Annotated in this window: 21 protein-coding genes; all 21 read left to right on the plus strand. The window is 51.2% G+C overall.

The genetic code is table 11. From position 1 onward, the window contains the following. The 21 genes from fliG to CGC65_RS02105 all read left to right on the plus strand — a co-directional run bounded on the left by fliG (nucleotide 1) and on the right by CGC65_RS02105 (nucleotide 21,587). Nucleotides 1-1,008, plus strand: coding sequence for a flagellar motor switch protein FliG (gene fliG / locus CGC65_RS02005; RefSeq protein WP_002566290.1), 1,008 nt, complete (start codon nucleotides 1-3; stop codon nucleotides 1,006-1,008). Next, the gene (locus CGC65_RS02010; protein WP_002566289.1) at nucleotides 1,001-1,807 is read left to right on the plus strand and encodes a FliH/SctL family protein; all 807 of its coding nucleotides are present in this window, start codon (nucleotides 1,001-1,003) and stop codon (nucleotides 1,805-1,807) included. The genes fliG and CGC65_RS02010 overlap by 8 nt, the downstream gene beginning before the upstream one ends. Before the next feature lie 12 nt (nucleotides 1,808-1,819). Continuing rightward, complete coding sequence (gene fliI / locus CGC65_RS02015; RefSeq protein ID WP_002566288.1) at nucleotides 1,820-3,124, plus strand: flagellar protein export ATPase FliI; 1,305 nt, start codon at nucleotides 1,820-1,822, stop codon at nucleotides 3,122-3,124. Between the two features lie 10 nt (nucleotides 3,125-3,134). Then, the gene (fliJ, locus tag CGC65_RS02020) at nucleotides 3,135-3,584 is read left to right on the plus strand and encodes a flagellar export protein FliJ (RefSeq protein ID WP_002566287.1); all 450 of its coding nucleotides are present in this window, start codon (nucleotides 3,135-3,137) and stop codon (nucleotides 3,582-3,584) included. Nucleotides 3,585-3,616: 32 nt separating this feature from the next. Next, nucleotides 3,617-5,041 carry a flagellar hook-length control protein FliK gene (locus tag CGC65_RS02025; RefSeq protein ID WP_002566286.1) on the plus strand — a complete coding sequence of 475 codons (1,425 nt, stop codon included), beginning with the start codon at nucleotides 3,617-3,619 and terminating at the stop codon, nucleotides 5,039-5,041. A 31-nt stretch (nucleotides 5,042-5,072) separates the two neighbouring features. Continuing rightward, nucleotides 5,073-5,774: a flagellar hook assembly protein FlgD gene (locus tag CGC65_RS02030; protein ID WP_002566285.1), complete on the plus strand. Its 702-nt coding sequence runs from the start codon at nucleotides 5,073-5,075 to the stop codon at nucleotides 5,772-5,774. Nucleotides 5,775-5,856: 82 nt separating this feature from the next. Beyond that, nucleotides 5,857-6,252: a TIGR02530 family flagellar biosynthesis protein gene (locus CGC65_RS02035; RefSeq protein WP_002566284.1), complete on the plus strand. Its 396-nt coding sequence runs from the start codon at nucleotides 5,857-5,859 to the stop codon at nucleotides 6,250-6,252. Between the two features lie 70 nt (nucleotides 6,253-6,322). Beyond that, nucleotides 6,323-8,008 (plus strand): flagellar hook protein FlgE, encoded by a 1,686-nt coding sequence (locus CGC65_RS02040; RefSeq protein ID WP_002566283.1) that lies wholly within the window; start codon nucleotides 6,323-6,325, stop codon nucleotides 8,006-8,008. A gap of 20 nt (nucleotides 8,009-8,028) precedes the next feature. After that, entirely contained in the window at nucleotides 8,029-8,235 is a 207-nt protein-coding gene (locus tag CGC65_RS02045; RefSeq protein WP_002566282.1) for a flagellar FlbD family protein, read from the plus strand. A gap of 38 nt (nucleotides 8,236-8,273) precedes the next feature. Then, nucleotides 8,274-9,158, plus strand: coding sequence for a motility protein A (locus CGC65_RS02050; protein WP_002566281.1), 885 nt, complete (start codon nucleotides 8,274-8,276; stop codon nucleotides 9,156-9,158). Between the two features lie 12 nt (nucleotides 9,159-9,170). Then, a complete protein-coding gene (fliN, locus tag CGC65_RS02055; RefSeq protein WP_002566280.1) occupies nucleotides 9,171-10,277 on the plus strand; it encodes a flagellar motor switch protein FliN in 1,107 nt (368 codons plus the stop codon). Between the two features lie 2 nt (nucleotides 10,278-10,279). After that, entirely contained in the window at nucleotides 10,280-12,334 is a 2,055-nt protein-coding gene (flhA, locus tag CGC65_RS02060; RefSeq protein ID WP_002566279.1) for a flagellar biosynthesis protein FlhA, read from the plus strand. Between the two features lie 6 nt (nucleotides 12,335-12,340). Next, nucleotides 12,341-13,117, plus strand: coding sequence for a sigma-70 family RNA polymerase sigma factor (locus CGC65_RS02065; protein ID WP_002566278.1), 777 nt, complete (start codon nucleotides 12,341-12,343; stop codon nucleotides 13,115-13,117). 4 nt (nucleotides 13,118-13,121) lie between these two features. After that, complete coding sequence (locus CGC65_RS02070; protein ID WP_002566277.1) at nucleotides 13,122-13,862, plus strand: flagellar hook-basal body protein; 741 nt, start codon at nucleotides 13,122-13,124, stop codon at nucleotides 13,860-13,862. A 13-nt stretch (nucleotides 13,863-13,875) separates the two neighbouring features. After that, a complete protein-coding gene (locus CGC65_RS02075; RefSeq protein WP_002566276.1) occupies nucleotides 13,876-14,643 on the plus strand; it encodes a flagellar hook-basal body protein in 768 nt (255 codons plus the stop codon). Nucleotides 14,644-14,694: 51 nt separating this feature from the next. Further along, nucleotides 14,695-16,455 (plus strand): DUF342 domain-containing protein, encoded by a 1,761-nt coding sequence (locus tag CGC65_RS02080; protein WP_039896755.1) that lies wholly within the window; start codon nucleotides 14,695-14,697, stop codon nucleotides 16,453-16,455. After that, a complete protein-coding gene (locus CGC65_RS02085) occupies nucleotides 16,455-17,855 on the plus strand; it encodes a hypothetical protein (protein ID WP_002566274.1) in 1,401 nt (466 codons plus the stop codon). Before CGC65_RS02080 ends, CGC65_RS02085 begins: the two co-directional genes overlap by 1 nt. Then, nucleotides 17,842-18,234 carry an EscU/YscU/HrcU family type III secretion system export apparatus switch protein gene (locus CGC65_RS02090; protein WP_002566273.1) on the plus strand — a complete coding sequence of 131 codons (393 nt, stop codon included), beginning with the start codon at nucleotides 17,842-17,844 and terminating at the stop codon, nucleotides 18,232-18,234. The genes CGC65_RS02085 and CGC65_RS02090 overlap by 14 nt, the downstream gene beginning before the upstream one ends. Nucleotides 18,235-18,252: 18 nt before the next feature. Continuing rightward, nucleotides 18,253-18,903 (plus strand): flagellar brake protein, encoded by a 651-nt coding sequence (locus CGC65_RS02095; RefSeq protein WP_002566272.1) that lies wholly within the window; start codon nucleotides 18,253-18,255, stop codon nucleotides 18,901-18,903. Between the two features lie 44 nt (nucleotides 18,904-18,947). Continuing rightward, complete coding sequence (locus CGC65_RS02100) at nucleotides 18,948-19,874, plus strand: M15 family metallopeptidase (RefSeq protein ID WP_002566271.1); 927 nt, start codon at nucleotides 18,948-18,950, stop codon at nucleotides 19,872-19,874. Between the two features lie 207 nt (nucleotides 19,875-20,081). Further along, on the plus strand, nucleotides 20,082-21,587 hold the full coding sequence (locus CGC65_RS02105; protein WP_002566270.1) for a flagellin N-terminal helical domain-containing protein: 1,506 nt from the start codon (nucleotides 20,082-20,084) through the stop codon (nucleotides 21,585-21,587). The last annotated feature ends 119 nt before the right edge of the window (nucleotides 21,588-21,706 follow it).

Below are 21,706 nucleotides of genomic sequence, written 5' to 3' on the forward strand. Positions count from 1 at the left end.
ATGCCTGCAGAAGAAAGAAGGCCAGCAGAGAAAGCCGCGGCTGTTATATCCATACTGGGAAGCGAACGGGCATCTGAGGTGTTCCGGTATCTCACTGAAAATGAGGTGGAACAGCTGTCCATGGAAATCACCCGTCTTCCCCGTCTGGCTGAAGATGAATTAGAGGATATTGCCAAGGATTTTTATAACTGCTGCGTGACAGAAAAGGTCATAACCGAGGGCGGACGTGATTACGCCAAGGAGGTCCTGGAAAAGGCGTTTGGGCAGCAGCAGGCCAGAAATCTGATGGACCGGGTCAGCAAGGCCCTGAAAACCAAGGCATTCAGTTTTATCAGAAAAGTGGACTATAAGACCCTGATGGCAGCCATACAGAATGAGCATCCCCAGACACTGGCGCTCATCCTGTCCTATGCCACACCGGAACAGGCGTCGAAGATCATTGCAAATCTGTCCCAGGATACCAGGGTGGATGTGGTGGAGCGAATCGCCAACATGGACCGGGCCCTGCCCATGGCTATCAAGATAGCCGAGGAGGTCCTGGAAAAGAAAATCGGTTCCTCCTCATCCGAGGAAACCATGGAGGTGGGCGGTCTCAATTACATAGCGGACGTGATGAACCATGTGGACCGCAGCACGGAGCGGGACATATTCGACGAGCTGAATATGAAAAATCCGCAGCTGGCCGAGGACGTGCGCAAGCTCATGTTTGTATTCGAGGACATCGCCTATCTGGACCCTCTGTCCGTACAGCGGTTCCTGCGTGAGATTGATTCCAAGGATTTGTCTGTGGCCCTTAAGGTTGCCAACAGGGATGTGACGGCAACCATATTCTCCAATATGTCCAACCGTATGCGCGAATCCATACAGAGCGATATGGAATACCTTCATAATATACGTATGAGCGATGTGGAGGAAGCCCAGCAGAGGATTGTGGCTGTTATCAGGCGGCTGGAGGAGGAAGGCGAGATTGTGATTTCCAAGGATGGAAAGGATGAGATAATTGTCTAAGGTATTGAAGCAGGGACAGACCTTTACCGGAAGCGCCAGGGTCAGGGTGTACCAGCCTGAGCCGGGAATGCCGGGACAGGCTGGTACCGGGGAAAGCACAGACGGGACAGAGAATCAGGAAGCGGACAGCGCCGGGGCCGGCGGACAGGACACAGCCGGAAAACGGTATGCCCTCATATCAGAAGAAAAGCGTAAAATTCTGGAACACGCCAGGAAACAGGCAGAACAGTCGGCTGCCAGGATATTGGAGGAGGCATATGCCCAGAGGGATAACATAGTGAACACGGCCCGGGGCGAAGCCGGAAGGATACATGACCAGGCGAAAACGGAGGGCTATAACCAGGGACTAAACCAGGCCCTGGAGGACATTTCACAGGATATGGCCGGCATACAGGCGGCAGTTGACAGGCTGGGGCAGGGACTGGAAGAATTCAAGCGCCAGATGAATGAAAGAGTGGCGGGACTGGCCTTTATGATGGCAGAAAAAATACTCAGGAAAAAAGTGGAGTATGACGAGGCCGAGCTGGCCGACATGGTGGCGGGCGCCGTGCTCTCGGAGCGTGATAAGGAGAATATAACGGTCCACATTCCGGAGGACGCTGTGGGGCTGGTGGAGGCCCTTGAAAAGCGCCTGGAACCCTTAAGGGATAAAATGGGCGGCGTGCTGCGCATTAAGACAGAAAGCAGGCCACCGGGATTTGTCCAGGTAGAGACAGAAGAAGGCATTGTGGACGCATCGCTGGATGTACAGCTGGATAACCTGAAAAAACAGCTGATGGCTTTAAACAGCCGGGAGTAAGGCGGTAAATATATGGAACTGGATCAGATAGAACGGGTAATAGAGAACGCGGGTCTGTATACATACCTTGGCAAGATAGACAAAATTGTGGGAACCACAGTGGAATCCACGGGGCCTGCCTGCAGGCTGGGTGACGTATGCACCATTGATGTGGTGGAGGGCGGTTCTCCTGTCATGGCCGAGGTGGTGGGATTCCGGGAAAATAAGGTGCTGCTGATGCCCTATGGGGAGACAGAGGGAATCGGTTACGGCAGCGCGGTCCGCAATACAGGGGAACGCCTGCACATAGCGGTGTCCAACCATCTCATCGGCAGGACCGTGGACGCCATGGGTAATCCCATAGATGATTTGGGACCTGTGGAGGATGTGTCATACTATTCCATTACAGGCAGACCTTCCAACCCCATGACCCGTCCCAGAATCGACACAATCATACAGATGGGGGTAAAGGCCATAGACGGCCTTATGACGGTTGGCAAAGGCCAGAGAATGGGAATCTTCGCAGGAAGCGGCGTTGGAAAAAGTACGCTGATGGGCATGATTGCCAAGAACGTAAAGGCAGACGTCAACGTCATTGCCCTGGTTGGGGAGAGAAGCAGGGAGGTTGTGGAGTTCATTCACAGGGATTTGGGGGAGGAAGGGCTCAGACGCTCGGTCCTGGTGGTGGCCACCTCCAACCAGTCCGCCATGATGCGTTCCAAGTGTACCATGACAGCTACCACCATCGCAGAGTATTTCAAGGACCAGGGCATGGATGTGCTTCTTATGATGGACTCCCTTACCAGGTTTGCCATGGCCCAGAGGGAGGTGGGGCTGAGTATCGGAGAGCCGCCGGTGGCCAGAGGGTATACCCCATCCATTTATTCAGAGCTTCCTAAACTGCTGGAGCGTTCCGGCAATTTTGAGGAAGGATCCATTACCGGTATCTATACGGTGCTGGTAGAAGGAGATGATGCCAATGAGCCCATATCAGATACGGTGCGCGGAATCATAGACGGGCACATCATGCTGTCACGGAAGGTGGCAGCCAGGAACCATTATCCGGCTATTGACATATTATCCAGTGTCAGCCGTCTTATGAATGATATTGTGACGCCGGAGCATAAAGCGGCTGCCGGAAAGCTCCGAAGGCTTTTATCCGTATATGAGAGCAACCGTGATTTGGTCTCCATCGGAGCTTATAAGAAGGGAACAAATCCGGAACTGGACGATGCATTGGAACGAATCGACCGTATTTATGGGTTTCTTCAGCAGAAGACAGATGAGAGTTTTTCACTGGACGAGTCAGTGATTCAGATGATTCAGGCAACAGATTAAGGGGCGGGTCATGAAAAAGTTTGTATTTACGCTGGAGCGCATGCTGGCATACCAGGAACAGAACCTGGAAAAGGAAAAGGGCATTCTTGCAAGGATTATGGCTGAGCGGGATAAGCTGGAGGAGGACAGACGTGATAAGGAGTTAAGAATCCGTCATATCCAGGAGGATATCGGACAGCGCCAGATTCAGGGGACAACTGTTTTTATCCTGAAAGGCTGTTACTCTGTGCTGGAGGGAGTCAGAATCCGGCTGGAAGAGATCGAGACAGAGCTGACCCGGACACAGGCCAGGGCGGAGAAGCAGAGGCGTGTTGTGACGGAGGCTTCCCAGGAAGTAAAGAAGCTGGAGAAGCTGAAGGAAAAACAGATGGAGGAATACCGCCATGAGGAGGCAAAGGAGCAGCAGGATCTTATTATCGAGCATGTTGCAGGAACATTTGTCAGGAATGGCGTTTCCTAAATAGATATTATCTGCGAAAGGAGGTGAAAAAGATGAATGCAGGAACATTAACACAGGCCCTGACAGCCAGCCGTTATAAGGCAAATCCAACGGCCGGATCCAGGGAAAAGCAGGATGATACCGTCAGCTTTATGGACATGTTTGCGCAGAATTTAAAGGATGCCCGCAAGACCGGGACCAAAGCAGCAGACAAGAAAAGGGACGGGGCGGCTGATTCAAAGGCGCAGGAAATGGGAGATACAGGCAGAAACCAGGCGTCTGTTGACCAGGGAAAAAAATCCGAATCCTCTGAACCCATTGAAGACGGAACATGCCGGGATGACAGTAAAAAGGCAGAGTCAGGAGTGGAGAATACGGATAAGGACAGCGATTCCGGAAAGCGCCATAATGAGGGCGCGGCGGAGGAGGCCATAAACCTCCAGGCTATGTCGCTTCTGATGCAGGAGGTGCCGGTTCCCGCGCAGGCAGGGGAAGCGCAGGACAAACAGGCCGCACAGGACGCTGCCATGCTGACGGAATATGTTCCGGAACCAGGAAAGACGGAACAGACCCTTTTATCCAACACAGCTTTAGCGGGTTATGAGCAGACGGCAGCCCTTCAGACTCAGGAGCTGGTTCAGCCGCCATACGCAGAAGCAGTCCGGGAGCAGATGGCTCAGGAAACAGCTGCCAGATCTGCGGCTGGACAGGAACCATCAGGAAAGACTTCAGATACGGTCCGACCGGTACAATCAGATACCATGGAAGCAGATATGACGGCCGTGGTTCAGGGACACAAGGAAACCCGGCAGTCCGGTGAGGATATGTTTTTCAGTGCGGACAGCAGGCAGAACAAGACTCTGAATCAGCTGCGGGAACAGACCGGGACAGCGGATGAGGAACCAAAGGATGCCAACCAGGTGCTGGAGGAACTGAAACGGAACGCAGATGCCAGGGGGATTGACCTGACCGGCAAGGCAGTACAGAACAGAATGAATTACGGCTTAAGGCCGGTGTCTGACGCCAGGGAACAGCAGATAGATACTCCGGTGCTGGAACAGCTTAAGACAGGAGTGGAACGGGCCGCCCAGACAGGAAACAGGGAGCTGACCATCCACTTAAAACCCGAAGGTCTGGGAGATATTGTGGTCCACCTGACAAGCTCCGGGGACAAGACGACGGTGCGAATCGGAGTGACCAATCCTGAGACTGAGAAGCTGGTCACCAGCCAGATGGAGAGTCTTAAGGATATGCTGAGGCCTTTGAATACAGAAGTCCAGGAGGTTTACCACAGCAGCCAGAATGCCATGGATTTTTCAGGATTCAGCCAACATATGCAGGAGCGCCGGGGACAGCAGTCCCATACCGGATACAGTTTCCATGCAGCAGAGGACAGCGGGTCAGAGGAGGAACTTCTGATGGAAGCAAAACGGATGATGGCAGAGAGCCGCATGAGCAGGCTTTACGCCTACATTTAGCTGTATTCAAAAGAAAGAATAGGAGAGAACAATGCCCATACAGTCAAATTACAGCTCGCCGTACACAACGGGCGCAGGCACTGCATCCGGGCCGGGAGCCGGTTCCAGATCCGCACTTTCGGGAACCGCTTCGTCAAAAGCCAGGGCGCTTTCCGATGACAATGGCGGAGATACAGAGAAGTCAAACAGCTCAGATAAGACAAACGGTTCAGAAAAAACAAACAGCAAAGAGGGAACAAACAGTACGGACAGTACAGGCAGCTCCGGTAATGTGATTGACGCTGTCTTTGGAGACGGGGATGACAAGAAAGTCAGCATGGATGATTTTCTTACCCTGATGGTGGCGCAGCTGAAAAACCAGGATTTCATGAATCCGGTGGATGACACCCAGTATGTGACCCAGCTTGCCCAGATATCCACCATGCAGCAGATGGAGGAAATGGCCTACAATGCCAAGAGCTCCTATGTGGCTTCCCTGGTAGGAAAGAATGTGTCCGCTGCTAAGTTTACGGTATCGGGAGAACTGAAAAAGGCAGACGGAGTGGTGGAAAAAATATCCCTGCTGGACGGAAAATTCGTAATTTACGTGGACGGCGAAGCCTTTTCCATGGATGAAATCATGGAGATCAAGGACAAACCGGCAGCAGAAGGTTCCGGCGAAAACAATGAAACCCCGCCCGATGAAACCCCGCCTGATGGAACCCCGCCCGATAAGACTCCTCCGGATAAGTAAAACCCGTCCGGCGGTAACGTGTGATGGCTGTTTTTATGAGCAGCCGGTTAATGAACCAGAATAAGGGACTGGAGGATGAACAATGGATTCAATGATTTATAATAAAATGCTTCATACCCCCATCTATACGGGGACTCCGGGTGAGCCGCCCAAGAGCAGGCCCCGGGAAAAAACAAACGACAATGCATTTAAGGAACTGCTGGAGCAGAGACTGAAGGAAGAAAGCCAGGTATCTTTTTCCAAACATGCCATGGAGCGTGTGGTGGAACGGGGCGTGGATGTTTCCTCTGAAAAGCTGGACCGTCTGAACGAGGGCGTCCGCATGGCGGAGGAAAAGGGACTGAGGGAGCCGCTGATTCTGTTGGGGACCACTGCCTTTGTCGTAAATGTAAAAAATAATAAAGTTGTAACTGTCGTGAATGAAGACAGCCTAAAAGGCACTGTTTTCACGAATATTGACGGAACCGTAATGATATAGCCGGTCCTTTTGGAGGCTATCCTTACCCCGAATGACGGACGGGTAAGCGGTTAGAAAAGGAGAATTTAATATGTTAAGATCACTATTTTCAGCTGTGTCCGGTATGCAGGCCCACCAGACAAAGCTGGATGTCATCGGCAATAATATTGCCAACGTTAATACATACGGCTTTAAGTCAAGCCGGGCACGTTTCCAGGATGTATATTACCAGACACTGCAGAGCGCTACAGGCGGTGATAACAATAAGGGCGGTACCAATGCCAGCCAGGTAGGCTACGGCGCACAGCTGGCAGGCGTTGACCTTAATATGGGACGGTCAGCCCTCCAGTCCACAGGCAGACCCATGGATGTTGCCATTACAGGAGAAGGTTTTTTCCAGGTAATGGATTCTGACGGAAATATATTCTATACAAGGGCAGGAAATCTGCAGCTGGACAACAACAGCGGCAATCTGGTGGACGCTAACGGGTATACGGTGCTTGGCGTAACAGGCGATCCCCTTGGAAAGGCTGCAGGAGCTGATAAAATACATTTAAGCATACCGGGAAAGAACAATGCCCAGTCCGCTAACTCCCAGACCATCAACGGAATCGAGTATACCATAACATCCCAGAACACTACTTCCGCAGCCAATGTCACCATTTCATTCCGGCTGGACGACACACTTCCCGACGGGGCGGATATAGTGGTGAAATCAGGGGAGTTAAAGGATTCCAGTATTACGGTGAGCGTGAATAAAAACGCAATCTTTACAAGTTTATCTGATTTTAACAGCAAAATGAACGCCGCCATCACACGGGCCAATAACGGAAAGGCCCACCCGGCAGGGGATTTCACAATAACAGCGGTTCCGGCTGACAAGATATTTAAAACCAGCCTTACGGGGGAGGAATTGTTAGGCGAGAACTTCGGAATCAAGGCAGGTGTCCAGAAATTTACGGATGCTGCGGACATCAAGGACGGCATATTTGGAGGGCTAAAACCTTCCAGCACCAGTACAGAACCTAAATTCACGGCTTCGGGTAAGGTGAGCTATGAAATGACGCTCCAGGCAGCCACGGATACTGAACCTGCTGCATGGATTATCAAGGCTACGGTTGAAAGTGATGACGGATCGAAAAGATATTTTACAGGCAAGGTCAGCGAAAACAGCACCTCAGCCAACAGTGTATGGCTGAAAGAGGACGGAACTACGCCGTTAAACGACCAGCCCGGCCAGTACATCGAACTGAAGCATCCGGGTTATGCCGCCATTAACGATGCGTGTAAGGATCTTGCAACTGGTGACCTGACAAAGACAGATGTAGGCACCATCACTGCCGCAACCAATTCCAATGACCTGGGGCTTAAGAGCAAGAACTTTACCCTGACAAACGGCAGCGAGGGCGGGGATGTGGCCCTGTCAGGCGTGGGTGTGACCATTCTTTCCAACGGTATCATCGAGGCAACCCACCCGGACCTTGGCAAGATTCAGATAGGGCGTATAGATCTGGTTACGTTTGATAACCCCTATGGTCTGGAGGGCGTGGGCAATTCCTACTTCAAGACAACGGCCAACTCCGGCGATCCCAAGCTGTGCCAGGCAGGAGAGAACGGCACAGGCGCATTAAAGACCTCGTCCCTGGAAATGTCCAATGTGGATATCTCCACGGAATTTGCGGATATGATAGTCACACAGAGAGGATTCCAGGCCAACTCCAGAATCATCACGGTATCGGATTCCATCCTGGAAGAGCTTGTAAACCTTAAGAGATAAGATAACGGGAGGGTGGTATCATGATTATCCTTAAAAAGCTGAACGGTGAAGAGTTTGTGTTAAACAGCGAATTGATCGAAACCATTATGGAGACGCCTGACACCACCATACTCCTGACCAACGGAAAGCATCTGATTGTCAGGGAGTCCAAGGAAGAAGTGGTAAAGAAGGTAGTGGAATTCCGCAGAGATGCTTTCCGCGGCATTCTGGAACAGATTAAAGGCTGATGCAGTAAGATAAAAGTTGAGGAAAAGGATGTAAGGGTATGGATGTCTTGTCAATTTTAGGTTTTATATTAGCAGTTGGACTGGTGATGTTTGGTATGACATTTGACCAGGAGTCTATGAGGATTGTGTACCATAACCTTAAGGCTTTTCTGGATATTCCCAGTATGGCCATTACCATTGGAGGTACTCTTGGGGTTATGATGATTTCATTCCCGGCAGGGGCCTTTAAAAAGATTGGAAGCCATCTGAAAATCATTGTCAAACCATATCAGTACAGCCCCACGGATTCAGTGGACCAGATAGTGAATCTGGCCACAGAGGCCCGCATGAAAGGGCTTCTGTCCCTGGAGGATAAGCTGAACGAGATTGACGAGCCCTTTCTGCACAACAGCCTGATGCTGGTGGTGGATTCCGTGGATTCGGAGAAGGTGCGAAAGGCCATGGAGACTGAGCTGGAACAGCTGGATGAACGCCATGCCCTGGACCGGCGCTTCTATGAGAAGGCGGCCAGCTTTGCGCCTGCCTTTGGTATGATTGGTACACTGGTAGGACTGATTCTCATGCTGGGAAATATGTCGGATGTGGACGCTCTGGCAAAGGGCATGGCAGTGGCGCTTATAACCACTTTATACGGTTCACTGCTGGCCAACGTGGTCTGCCTGCCCATGGCAAGCAAGCTGAAAGCGCGGCACGACGAGGAATTTCTGTGCAAACAGCTGGTCATGGAGGGAGTCCTGGCGATTCAGGAGGGGGAAAATCCCAAGTTCATTGAAGAAAAGCTGTACAAGCTTCTTCCGGCCAGCTATAAAAAACCGGCGGATAAGGGCGAAAAGCAGGACGGAAATAACGACGGCAAAAAGAACAGCAAAAAGAAGGGCATAGGAAAACGCCGCAGGTGGAACAAGAAAGAGATTGAGGAATAGAAGGAGTAAACCATGGCAAAGGCAGAGGGAGGCCAGGATGTCACCGCAATGACAGACGGGCAGATGTTTGAAGAACTTATAAAGATTCATGCACAGTCGGCAGGGGAGGCCATATCCTCCATCCTGAGGGCAGACATAGAGATAGGCGCACCCAGACTTCAGGAGATGACAATAAAGGATGTGGAGTACGGCATCCTGGAACCAGCCATCTTTGTAAAGAGCTGCCTAACCTCCCAGGTGGCAGGCAACATTGTCCTGGTTCTTCGCCAGAGGGATATGCAGGTGTTCTTAAATGAGCTCATGGGTGTGGATGACCTTCCGGATCCGGACTTTGTCTTTGACGATGTGGCCATGAGTGCGGCAGGGGAGCTGATGAACCAGATGTCCCATGCCTCCGCCTCGTCCATGGCTGAGTATCTGGGCGACACCATGGATTTGTCAGACTGCCAGCTGGTGCTCTCTGACGGAAGCCAGGACCTGGCTCTTGTCATCGGGGAGCCAAAGGACGCAAAGGTTATGGTTGTCAGCTACACCATGAAGATTAAGGATATGGTGGAGTCAGAGTTTATAGAATGCATCTCGTCCACTGCCATGGACAGTCTGACAGAGGAGATACAGGCCAGAAGAGCGGCCTGTGAAAAAGCCCGCCAGGAAGAGGAGGAGGCCCAAAAGCGCGCCCTTATCATGGAGCAGAATTCCGTCATAGGGCAGGACAGGTCCTCCGGCACAGGCGGGGGACAGAGCCCCGCAGATGCAGGAACGCAGAAATCCGCATATTCAGGCGCTGTCCGGGGCACCACGGCTTCCGGCGGCAGATTTATGGGAATGCCGGGATCCACGCTGCAAAACCAGTCCATGAACGGAAACCTGAGCCTTATCATGGATGTGCCCTTAAACGTGTCCGTGGAGATCGGCAAGACAAGGCGCCGGTTAAAGGATGTGCTGAATTTCAGCAACGGCACCGTGGTGGAGCTGGATAAGCAGTCAGACGCCCCTGTGGACATCATTGTCAACGGACAGCTCATTGCCCGGGGAGAAGTGGTTGTGATTGATGATAACTTTGGTGTGCGTATCAGCGAAATAGTAAATACGAGAAGCATTATTGGAAATGGTGAATAAATTTGAAACGGTTTAATATCCTTGTAACAGCGGGAATCATCGGTATCATATTCCTGATACTGATACCCCTTCCCACGCCCATACTGGACTTTTTATTTATACTGAACATATCATTGTCTTTATTGATTCTTGTGATGTCCATGTATATCAGAGAGACGCTGGAATTTTCCGTGTTTCCTTCCCTGCTGCTGATCACAACCCTTTTCAGGCTGGGACTTAACATATCATCCACAAGAAAAATCCTGTTTGACAATGGATACGCGGGACAGGTGGTCAAGACCTTCGGTCAGTTTGTTATCCGCGGAAACGCGGTTATCGGTTTTATTATATTCCTGATTATTGTGCTGGTTCAGTTTATCGTTATAACAAAGGGTTCCGAGCGTGTGGCTGAGGTTGCCGCAAGGTTTACCCTGGATGCCATGCCCGGCAAACAGATGGCCATTGACGCGGATTTAAACAGCGGCCTTATCGACGAACAGCAGGCAAGGGAACGCCGGTCTAAAATCCAGAGGGAAGCTGACTTCTTCGGCTCCATGGACGGTGCCACCAAGTTTGTAAAGGGCGATGCCATTATCTCCATTATCATCACCTTTATCAACTTTGTGGGCGGCCTTATTGTGGGAATCATGAACAGCCAGGGAAGCATACAGGATATCATGCAGATTTACACCACATCCACCATTGGCGACGGCCTGGTGTCCCAGATACCGGCCCTGCTCATATCGGTTGCCACCGGTATGGTGGTGACCAGGTCCGCTTCGGAGAACAGCCTCAGCGAGGACCTGACAAAGCAGTTCCTGGCCCAGCCAAGGGTGCTTATGACGGCGGGAGGCGCGGCCGCGTGCCTGTGCCTTATACCCGGCTTCCCTGTTCTTCAGATACTGATTATATCCGCAGGCATGGTTGGGGGCGGTTATTATCTGTACCGGCACCAGAAGAGCCTGGTGGAGGAGACTGCGGAAGAACTGGTGGAGACAGAGGTTACCAGCGAGGCGTCCTATTATAAGAATATTGAAAATGTATACGGTCTGCTGAACGTGGAGCAGATTGAAATGGAGTTTGGCTACAGCCTGATTCCCCTGGCCGATGAAGGCAACGGCGGGAATTTTATTGACAGGGTGGTTATGTTCCGCAAACAGATGGCCCTGGATATGGGATTTGTAATTCCCTCTGTCCGTATCAAGGACAGCGGACAGCTCAATCCCAACCAGTACAGCATCCTCCTTAAAGGGGAGGAGGTGGCCAGGGGGGACATACTCATGGACCATTACCTGGCCCTGCCTCCCGGCACGGATGCAGACGATGTGCCTGGAATAGATACCATTGACCCGGCTTTCCATATACCGGCAAAATGGATAAGCGGGGACAGGAAGATACAGGCCGAGCTGGCCGGTTATACCCTGATAGACCCCACTTCCGTGGTAATCACCCACCTGTCGGAGGTGGTAAAGGAACACCTCCATGAGCTGTTAAACAGGCAGGAGGTCAACAACCTGCTGGAGGCCCTTAAAAAGACCAACAGCAGTATTGTGGAGGACACCATTCCGTCGGTTATATCGGTGGGAGGCCTTCAGAAGGTCCTGGCCAATCTTTTGCGTGAGGAGATTCCCATTCGGGATATGGAGACCATTGTAGAGACATTAGGTGATTACGGCAGCCAGGTAAAGGATACGGATATGCTTACCGAGTATGTGCGCCAGGCATTAAAGCGCACCATATCCCGGCGGTTCTCAGAGGCGGGGCAGATGAAGGTCATCAGCCTGGACGACCGGATTGAGAACATGATTATGTCGTCCGTGAAGAAGATGGATACAGGCTCCTATCTGGCCTTAGAGCCCACGGCCATCCAGAGCATAGTGGCGTCAGCCACGGCTGAGATCAATAAGATAAAGGATCTGGTCAATGTACCCATTGTACTGACCTCGCCTGTGGTGCGGATTTACTTTAAAAAGCTCATTGACCAGTTTTACCCCAATGTAGCGGTGGTATCCTTCAGTGAGATTGACAACAATATACAGATACAGGCATTGGGAAATATTTCCCTTAGCCAGAGGTAACAGGATATGCTGATGGAACAGACAGACAGTGAGGATATGGTTCGGGTTCTGGAGGAGTACAGAAAAAACGGCAGCCAGGAATTGAGAAACAGGCTGATTATGCACTATCTTCCCATTGTGCGTTCCGCGGCAGTGCAGCTGCGGTCCATGGCCGGATCCCTTCTGGAACAGGAAGAGCTTATAGACCAGGGGGTGCTGGCGCTGATTGAATGTCTGGAACGGTATGACCCGGACAGGGGCGCCAGGTTTGAGACATTTGCGTTCATGCGGGTAAGGGGTGCCATGATTGACTATATACGCAGCCAGGACTGGGTGCCTCACAGAGCGAGAAATTTCCAAAAAAAGGTAGAAGAAGCATGCTCCATTTTGTCCCATAAGCAGATGAGGGAGCCGGATGTAAACGAAGTGGCGGATTATCTGGACCTGCCCGTGGAAAAGGTGGAAAACCACATTAAATATATGAACCACGCCAACCTTCTTTCCTTTGAGTCCGTGCTGCAGGATATGACGGCCATAGTGGCAAAAGGGGAGCTGGAGTCCGGTGATATAGAGGGCAAACCAGAGGAAAACCTGTTTTACAAGGAACTGATGGGAACACTTACATCGGCCATAGACGGGCTGGGGGAAAAGGAACGGCTGGTCATTACCTTATATTACTATGAAGAGCTGAAGTATTCGGAGATTGCCCAGGTTATGGGCATAGGACAGTCCCGGGTATGCCAGATACATACCAGGGCAATCCAAAAGCTGAAAGCCAGCCTGGAAGATTATATGAGAGGATAAAACTATGTTTTCAGGATTTTATACAGCCGCTTCCGGCATGCTGATGAATCAGAGATCATTAAACATGGCTGCCAATAATATAGCCAATGTCAAGACCAGCGGTTACAAACCGAAACGGCTGGTTAAGACAACCTTTGACCAGCAGCTGGTGCGGGAAATGAACGGAAGGACAGAAGGACTGGGCCAGGGGTCCACCATATCGGTGGGAACCAGGGAGATGACAACTCATGGACAGGGGCCTATTGAGGATACCGGAAAGACCTATGATTTGGCTATCAATGGAGACGGGTTCTTTGTCATACAGGGAGAAAACGGCCAGTATCTGACACGCAACGGCCATTTTACCAGGGATGATGAGGGAAATCTCATGCTTCCGGGAGTGGGCCAGCTTATGGGAGACGGCGGTCCGGTATATGTGGATGAGGAGGGATTCCGCGTTGGCGCGGATGGAATTATCTACGACAATGAGGACGGCGCCCTGGACCAGATTCAGATAGTGGTGCCGGACAATTACGACAGCCTGGAGTTCTATGACAACGGAACCTACGGCGCGGGGGCGGGCGTGGAGCTCAGCCAGGTTTATCCCACGGTGTATCAGGGAAAGTTAGAACAGTCAGGAGTAAATCTGAACAATGAGATGACCAGGGCCATGGAGGTGCAGAGGGCGTTTCAGTCCTGCGGAAAGGCCCTGACCATCATAGACCAGATGAATCAGAAAACAGCCAACGAGATTGGAAAGCTGTAGGGGGGAACCATAGATGAATATATCGTACTATACAGCAGTATCGGCCATGAACGCATTCCAGAAGGACCTGGATGTGACTTCTAACAACATGGCCAATATAAGCACCAACGGCTACAAGTCCATGCGCAGCAGCTTTAATGATTTATTGTACACCCAGATGGACATGCGGCCTCAGGCCCAGGTGGGACACGGAGTCCGCAATGACGGGCCGGGAACCACGTTCCAGCAGGGGATTTTCCGCAAGACGGACCGGGAACTGGATTTTGCCATATCGGGCAATGCGTTTTTCGCCATCCAGACCAGCGAGGACGAGGAAGAACCGGCTTATACCAGGGACGGCGCATTCCAGATATCCTCCACGGATGACGGCAATTACCTGACCACCAGCGACGGAAGCTATGTCCTGGACCAGGACGGGGAGCCCATAGAGCTGGAATACAAGACATCAGAGGACGGCGGAGACAATGATGCAGGGGAGCTGGACTTAGACGGGCTGGTAGAACGGATCGGGCTGTTTGTGTGTGAGAATCCGGAAGGGCTGCAGCATGTGGGCATGAACCTGTTCCGCACAGGAGAAACCTCCGGTGAATGGCTGTCCATGGATGATTTGGACGATGAACAGGAGAAAAGCAAGGCTATGAGCCATGCCCTGGAGATGTCCAACTGCAACATGTCCACAGAGATGGTCAATCTGATGCAGACGCAGCGTGCGTTTCAGCTTAACAGCCGGATCGTCACAACCGCGGATCAGATGGAAGAGATGATAAATAACTTAAGGTAATGACATACAAGGCAATGACATGCGCTGAACTTACTGAAAGGGGAGATGCCCATGAACGAAAAGAGTCTGATTTACAGCTTGTTTTCCAAGTTCCTGGATGAGGGGCAGGATGAGATACCCCGGGAAGAGGACGGCAAAGAAAGCCCGGAACGGGAACAGGATAAAAAATCACGGCCCCAGGGGCAGCCCTATGACAGAGCGGACGAGACGGAACATGCGGACAGAAACCATGACAACAGGGTGGAAACAGTGGAGGACTGGAATGAAACCGAACAGAGGCGGCGCCAGCAGATGGAGCGCGAGCTTCTGGGGCAGGAGCATCCGGAAAGCGCCACGCAGGAGTCGGAGTCATATGATGAGGACCGGTCCGTTTCCGGGGACAGCGGTGCTTATGAAGGCAGCGGCGCACAGAAGGACGGCATAAAGAAAGAAGAAGTTACCCGGGATGCCTGGGTGGAGGTTCTTGTCTCGGATGACAGGATGTCGGTGTCCATGATGGTTTACGGACCATCCGGAGGCGGAAGTGATATAACGGAGGAAATGGTGTATGATGTGCTGGAGCAGAAGGGGATCTGTTTTGGCATAGACCAGAAGAAGATAAGCTGGGTTGTCAGCGGGCAGCAGTATATGCAGATGGTTATGATAGCTGCGGGCGAGCCTGCCAGGAACGGGGAGGACGGCCATATTAAAGACTATTACCCCAGGAAGGCCCAGATTAAGTACGCTTCCAAGGGAAACGGCGGAATCGACTTTAAAAGCACCAATCTGATACATAATGTAAAAAAAGGTGATGTTGTCTGCGATATTACACTTCCCACGGAACCCGGAGACGGTATGGACGTGTTTGGCCAGCCTGTGCGGGGGAAGAAGGGAACCATGCCGCCCGTTCCCCAGGGCAGGAACATTGTTTATTCTGAAGACAGGGATAGGCTGCTGGCAGCCTGCGAGGGCAATCTGACCTTCCGGTCCGGCCGTTTCCATGTGGAGAATGTATTTACCGTGTCCGGCAATGTGGACAATTCCGTGGGAAACATCAACTTCACAGGCAGCGTGGTGATTCACGGGGATGTTCTGGAGGGATACAGCGTCAAAGCAAAGGGCGATATTACGGTTATGGGAATCGTGGAGGGCGCCCGGCTCAGCGCGGGGGGAGATATTCTGCTGCACAAGGGCATGCGGGGCATGAGAACCGGCGTGCTTGAGGCGGAGGGCGATATCACGGCCAAGTTTCTGGAGGACTGCAATATCTTTTCCAGAAATAATATCCAGGCAGAATATATCATCAACTCGGAGGTGTCCTGTGGCCACGATTTGACATTAATTGGAAAAAGAGGGGCGTTTATCGGCGGAAGCTGTTCTGTATATAATTGCATGAATGTGAAGGCAGTGGGAGCGCCCAGCCATATCGCCACCTCTGTGACCCTGGGCCTGACGCCCCAGCTTATGGATGAGATGGAGGCAGTGGGCAAGGAGATGATACTGCTCTCCAGAAAGCTGACGGAGCTGAACAAAGATATTTCTTATCTGAGCGGTAAGCTGAAGGAAGGGACCATCACTCCATCCCAGCGGGAACGGTTATCCAAGTTAAAGCTGGAGGCCCCCATTAATTCGCTGAAGGAAAAGAAACTGAAGCAGCAGGGAGCTGAGCTTTCCAGGAAACTGAGGGAGGTGGGCAAGTCCAGGCTTACGGCCAGGGAGGTATACCCCGGAACCGTTATTAATATCGGGGATTGTAAGATGAGCATTTCCAAGAAGGAGGATAGTTGCACCTTCTATTATCTTGACGGGGAAATCAAGAAAGGAATTCGGTAATGGCAGATATCCTGCGGGTGACCTCTCCGGTTATCAACAAAAACATCATACAGCCGGATAAGGCGTTAAAGGACCCGTCGGTTCCCTTTGATATGCAGGAGATAAGGCATATTACAAAGAACCCGTCGGGCAGCGGTCTTTTGGGCCATCACAATGTGCTGGAGGGAGAGGCCGGGGCAGCCACCCTTATGAACCTGTTAAAGGACCCGGCCGTGACCGTCAACTATCTGAAAAATATTTATATGCTGGAGGAAATCATCAATCTGCTTCCTGTGAACAACAATACGGTGACCCAGGAAATCCGCCAGCTCTTTGACGCCCTTCTCATTGACCCGGACCATATCGTGGACGAACTGGTAGACCAGGAGTACGCGTCCACCCTGTTCAAAGGGGAGCTCTTTGATTTGCTGAGGGGAATTCTGGAAAAAACGCCGGATTTGCGTATGGAGACAGCTGAGCTTTTAAAGGCGGTGAACGCCAGCATATCCAGGCAGGATGTGCTGGACTCTGTGGCCAACAGCCTGGAATACCTGTCTGAGCAGCTGACAGGCAGCAGGAATTTGTCAGGTATGTTTTCACAGCTTGCGGCCCGTGTCAGGGAGAGCCGGGGGAGCCTGGAATTCGAGGAACTGAAGCCCCAGGTGCAGCAGGCTCTAAAGGAGCTGGAGGAGAGCGTGCTTTATACGCCCCAGGCTGCCAGGGTCATTCCCAACATACTGTACAATATGTCCCGCTATCAGGACAATGACGCCTTTCTCCAGGAAGCCCTTATGAATCTTCTGATCCATGTGAACGACAGGGAGGAAAAGGCCCATATCAGGGAACTGGTGAAGGAATACATCGCCGGTTTCAGGGAGCCAGAGCGCCAGATGAACCGTTCCCGCATCATGGACACCCTGGCTAAAATCATTGCCAAACAGGACAGGGAGACTCCCATGAACAGCCTGAACGGGGAAAAGATAGAGAAAATTATCACAAGTCTTTTGTCATCCCCATGCAACTACACGCCCCTCCTGCACTTTGTGATACCTGTGGATTACCAGGGAATGAAGGCATTTTCCGAACTGTGGATAGATCCCAAGGACGAAGGCAGGAATGGGGAGCCGGGAAGCAGGGAGGGCGGTCATGTCCATGTGCTCATAACCTTTGATGTGCCGGGGGTGGGTCAGATGGAAGCGGAGTTTATGATGGCGGGAAAGGAACTGGGATTCCATCTGTATTGTCCGGAATCCTATATAGGAATATTTGAAAGCCTGGTTCCGGAGTTCCGCAATATCATGGAGGAACACGGATACAGGGCGTCAGGCATAGAGGTGGAGCGCATGGACCATGTGCGTTCCCTGATGGAAGTATTCAAAAATCTGCCGTTTAAAAGGACGGGTGTAGATGTCAAAATATAAGAAAAATAAAGCGGTTGCTTTAAGATACAATGTAGATGAGGACACATCCCCGGTGGTGATTGCTTCGGGGTATGGAACGGTTGCGGAACACATCATTGATATTGCGGAAAAAAAGGGGATTCCGGTGTTCAAGGACGACAGCGCGGCATCCCTGCTGTGTATGCTGGATGTGGGTAGCAATATACCGGTGGAGCTGTACGAGGTGGTTGCAGCCATTTACTGCAAGCTCATTGAAACCTCCGCCCAGATACGGGGAGTGGAAAAAAGCCGTTCAGAATCCGCATCTGCCGGACATAAAGAGGAAGCCAGCCAGCCCGGCCGCCTACGCCGGAACCTGGTATCCAGACACAGCAAGGATGACAGTCAACAGACAGTATGATAACAGGGGGTGTGGAAGATGGTTGATTTGCTGGACGGGTATGTAGGTTCGTCCTGCGTCATAAAGGCTAAGAACAACGACCTGATCAGTATGGGGGTACTGCATCGTATAGGCAAAAACTTCATAGATGTGGGCAGTTCCCGCAATGAGCTGCCGGGAATTCCGTACAATTTGCTTATTAAGCTGGAGATATACAACACACAGCTTGGATTTAAGGTGCTCATGGGCCGGGTATACCTGTCCTCTCCCAAGCTGGTCCGGATCGTGGAATTAAGCGAGGCCACCAATGACGAGCGCCGGGAGTATTTCCGGATCAGTACCAGGGACGAGGGAATCATTTATAACTGCATACGTGGAAATGGCACCCTGGACATGGGGGAGGAGTCAGAGGATTACAACGGCCTGAAGGTGCGTCTGGTGGATATCAGCCTGGGAGGCCTGATGTTCTGCACCAGGGAGGAATTCAAGGTCAATGACCGTTTCAATATCGTCATACCGGCCATGGGGGATTCCATGCTGTTTATATGTGAAATACGCCGCCGGGTGGATCGCCCGGAGGGGGGCTATGGCTATGGCTGCGAATTCGTGGAAATGGCCACAAAGCAGGAGGACCTGCTGTACCGGTATATTCTCAGACGGCAGGGGGATCAGCTGCGGAGAATACGGTAGGTCAGAGAGATGAGAGAAGGGATTGTTAGGAGGAAACGCGTATTATGGCTCAGAGGAGACCCAGGGACCAGCGTGTGGTCAGGAACCGGCGGGTGGCAATCTACACCTTCCTGCTGATCCTGACCCTGTTTTATATATCGGCCCACAGGACGGTCCAGAAGGAGCGGGAGTTGGAGGCGCTGCGGGCGGAGACGGCGGCGGAAGGGCCGGGGGGACAGGTGAAGGAACTGGCGGAAGGATGGCCGGGAGGGATGCCGGAGGAAGTAGTGGGAGGACAGACAGGGGGACAGCCGAAGGAACCGGTACAGGAACAGCCAGAAGGGTTGCCGGGAGCGCGGGTTTACAAAGAACGAGGCGAGATGGACGCAGATGGAGGTCTTAAAATTCTGCCGGAGGATATGTGGTGTCTGATACTTACCAACGCAGAGTATCCTGTGCCGGAAGACTATGAGGTGGAACTGGAAGCCATTCCCGGTACGGAGCAGTCAGTGGATAAGAGAATCTATGAGCCGCTGATGACTATGATTGGCGATATGAAGGACCAGGGATTGTCTCCGATAGTGTGCTCCGGCTACAGGACGCTGGACAAGCAGGAAAAACTGTTTAACAGGAAGGTCTTGTCCTTTGTGAAGGCCGGACATACCAAGGAGGAGTCCTACAATCTGGCCAGACAGACCATATCCATTCCCGGTTCAGGAGAGCACTGCCTGGGATTGGCAGTGGACTTCTATACCAGAAGATACCACAAGCTGGAAAGGGCCTTTGAGGATACACCGGAGAGTAAATGGCTGGTGGAACATGCCCAGGATTACGGTTTTGTCATGCGGTATGGGGAGAATAAGACGGATATTACCGGAATCCAGTATGAGCCCTGGCATTACCGCTATGTAGGGGTGGAAGCGGCAAACTATATGAAGGATAATGAGCTGTCCCTGGAAGAGTTTTATATTGAACAGAGTTTATATGGTTAAAGTGCACGAAAATTAATTGTGATTTTTGTGCACTTTTTTGGTGAACAAAATGGGAGGGGCGTACGATAAATATTACAGAGCGGAAGAGATGGAATGTTTCGGAAACTCGGTCCAGTGTCCGACAGGGCCCGTCGCTCATTGGAAGAACAAGAAAATAAGAGGGACAGGGAAGTCCCGGTATAAAACAATTACATGGAGGTAATTAGTATGAGGATTCAGCACAATATTATGGCACTTAATTCCAACAGGCAGTTGGGCGTAAACAACAGCGCAGTATCAAAGTCTCTGGAGAAGTTATCATCGGGTTTTAGAATCAACCGAGCAGGTGATGACGCCGCAGGACTGGCTATTTCTGAGAAGATGAGAGCACAGATTAAAGGCCTGGAAGCAGCTACCGACAACTCCCAGGACGCTATCTCCCTGGTACAGACAGCAGAGGGCGGATTACAGGAAGTTCATTCCATGTTAAACCGTATGACTGAGCTGGCTACCAAGTCCGCCAATGGCACTTATACGGATGATGTTGACCGTAAGGCATTGCAGGATGAAGTTTCTGCTTTGAAGGATGAGATTAACCGTATTGCTGATGGTACTGATTTTAATGGGATAAAGTTATTGGATGGCACAATGGGAGTTGGAACAACTGGCGTGAGTGGAAAAGTGGATTTGACAGCAGGTAAAGTAGATGCATTTAATGCAACTATTTCAGGTGCTGGAGAGAATACCAGCGTAGATTTTAAGACGGCAGTTGGAACTGCAACTGGGGTTAAGGCTGAGTGGCTAGGAGGAAAGTTAACCGTTACCATTACAGGTGCTAATGCTAATGATAAAATTACTCAGGAACAGATTAACCAAGCTTTAGCTTCTGCCACGGGTACTCCAGAAACTGCAAAGAATATCAAAATTGAATTGGATGGAGATATAAACATTAATGCTAAAACCACTATAGATGGTACCGCTACATTAGTAACAGCTAAAGCTGTGCAGGCAACTTCCGCAGACACAGGTGCTAGTGGTATATCAATTTCTTCTACTAAAGCAGGAGCGAATACCCATACTTTAACAACGAAAACTGCAGGTACAATTGGTGCAATTGTCGATGTAGATGGAAATGTAGCACTAAATTTGACGGGTACAAAGTCTTATACAGCTACCGAAATTAATAAAATGTTATCAGATGCTGGCTCAGATATAAGAATGGATTTTGAAGGTTCCAAAACGGGTACAGAAATTTCTGGTGCTAAGTCGGGGGTTGCGGCTAATGTTCTTAAATTGGGCGAAAATGGTAAGGCAGGTACTGGCCTTGCAGCTGGCGGTGGCATGAAGCTCCAGATTGGCGACACTAATGATTCCTATAACCAGCTGGAATTAAGCATTGCCGATATGCACGTAAACGCTCTCGATTTAAACAGCGTTAACATCAGCACCAGAGAAGGCGCTTCCGCAGCCATGAGCAAAATCAAAACCGCCATCAACACCGTATCCACCAGCCGCGGCAAACTGGGCGCTATCCAGAACCGTCTGGAGCATACCATCAATAACCTGGGTGTTACCACTGAGAACATCACTTCCGCAGAGTCCCGTATCCGCGACGTAGATATGGCTAAGGAAATGATGAACTACACCAAGAACAGCGTTCTGGTTCAGTCTGCACAGGCCATGCTTGCACAGGCGAATCAGCAGCCACAGTCCGTATTACAGTTATTACAGTAATTACAGTAATCGGGCAGGTTAACAGTGTAATATCTTCAAACAATAAACAGATAATATAAAAAAGGCGCTGCAAAAAGGCTGTGGCAGCACAGTCATGAAGCAGCGCCTTTTTGAGCCCT

Source organism: Enterocloster bolteae (assembly GCF_002234575.2).
Classification (GTDB): domain Bacteria; phylum Bacillota; class Clostridia; order Lachnospirales; family Lachnospiraceae; genus Enterocloster; species Enterocloster bolteae.

Bases quoted from the DNA above. Each gene is read 5' to 3' on its own strand.
- fliG (WP_002566290.1), top strand. From the start codon at position 1: ATGCCTGCAGAAGAAAGAAGGCCAGCAGAGAAAGCCGCGGCTGTTATA.
- fliI (WP_002566288.1), top strand. From the start codon at position 1,820: ATGGAACTGGATCAGATAGAACGGGTAATAGAGAACGCGGGTCTGTAT.
- fliJ (WP_002566287.1), top strand. From the start codon at position 3,135: ATGAAAAAGTTTGTATTTACGCTGGAGCGCATGCTGGCATACCAGGAA.
- CGC65_RS02025 (WP_002566286.1), top strand. From the start codon at position 3,617: ATGAATGCAGGAACATTAACACAGGCCCTGACAGCCAGCCGTTATAAG.
- CGC65_RS02030 (WP_002566285.1), top strand. From the start codon at position 5,073: ATGCCCATACAGTCAAATTACAGCTCGCCGTACACAACGGGCGCAGGC.
- CGC65_RS02035 (WP_002566284.1), top strand. From the start codon at position 5,857: ATGGATTCAATGATTTATAATAAAATGCTTCATACCCCCATCTATACG.
- CGC65_RS02040 (WP_002566283.1), top strand. From the start codon at position 6,323: ATGTTAAGATCACTATTTTCAGCTGTGTCCGGTATGCAGGCCCACCAG.
- CGC65_RS02045 (WP_002566282.1), top strand. From the start codon at position 8,029: ATGATTATCCTTAAAAAGCTGAACGGTGAAGAGTTTGTGTTAAACAGC.
- CGC65_RS02050 (WP_002566281.1), top strand. From the start codon at position 8,274: ATGGATGTCTTGTCAATTTTAGGTTTTATATTAGCAGTTGGACTGGTG.
- fliN (WP_002566280.1), top strand. From the start codon at position 9,171: ATGGCAAAGGCAGAGGGAGGCCAGGATGTCACCGCAATGACAGACGGG.
- CGC65_RS02065 (WP_002566278.1), top strand. From the start codon at position 12,341: ATGCTGATGGAACAGACAGACAGTGAGGATATGGTTCGGGTTCTGGAG.
- CGC65_RS02070 (WP_002566277.1), top strand. From the start codon at position 13,122: ATGTTTTCAGGATTTTATACAGCCGCTTCCGGCATGCTGATGAATCAG.
- CGC65_RS02075 (WP_002566276.1), top strand. From the start codon at position 13,876: ATGAATATATCGTACTATACAGCAGTATCGGCCATGAACGCATTCCAG.
- CGC65_RS02080 (WP_039896755.1), top strand. From the start codon at position 14,695: ATGAACGAAAAGAGTCTGATTTACAGCTTGTTTTCCAAGTTCCTGGAT.
- CGC65_RS02085 (WP_002566274.1), top strand. From the start codon at position 16,455: ATGGCAGATATCCTGCGGGTGACCTCTCCGGTTATCAACAAAAACATC.
- CGC65_RS02090 (WP_002566273.1), top strand. From the start codon at position 17,842: ATGTCAAAATATAAGAAAAATAAAGCGGTTGCTTTAAGATACAATGTA.
- CGC65_RS02095 (WP_002566272.1), top strand. From the start codon at position 18,253: ATGGTTGATTTGCTGGACGGGTATGTAGGTTCGTCCTGCGTCATAAAG.
- CGC65_RS02100 (WP_002566271.1), top strand. From the start codon at position 18,948: ATGGCTCAGAGGAGACCCAGGGACCAGCGTGTGGTCAGGAACCGGCGG.
- CGC65_RS02105 (WP_002566270.1), top strand. From the start codon at position 20,082: ATGAGGATTCAGCACAATATTATGGCACTTAATTCCAACAGGCAGTTG.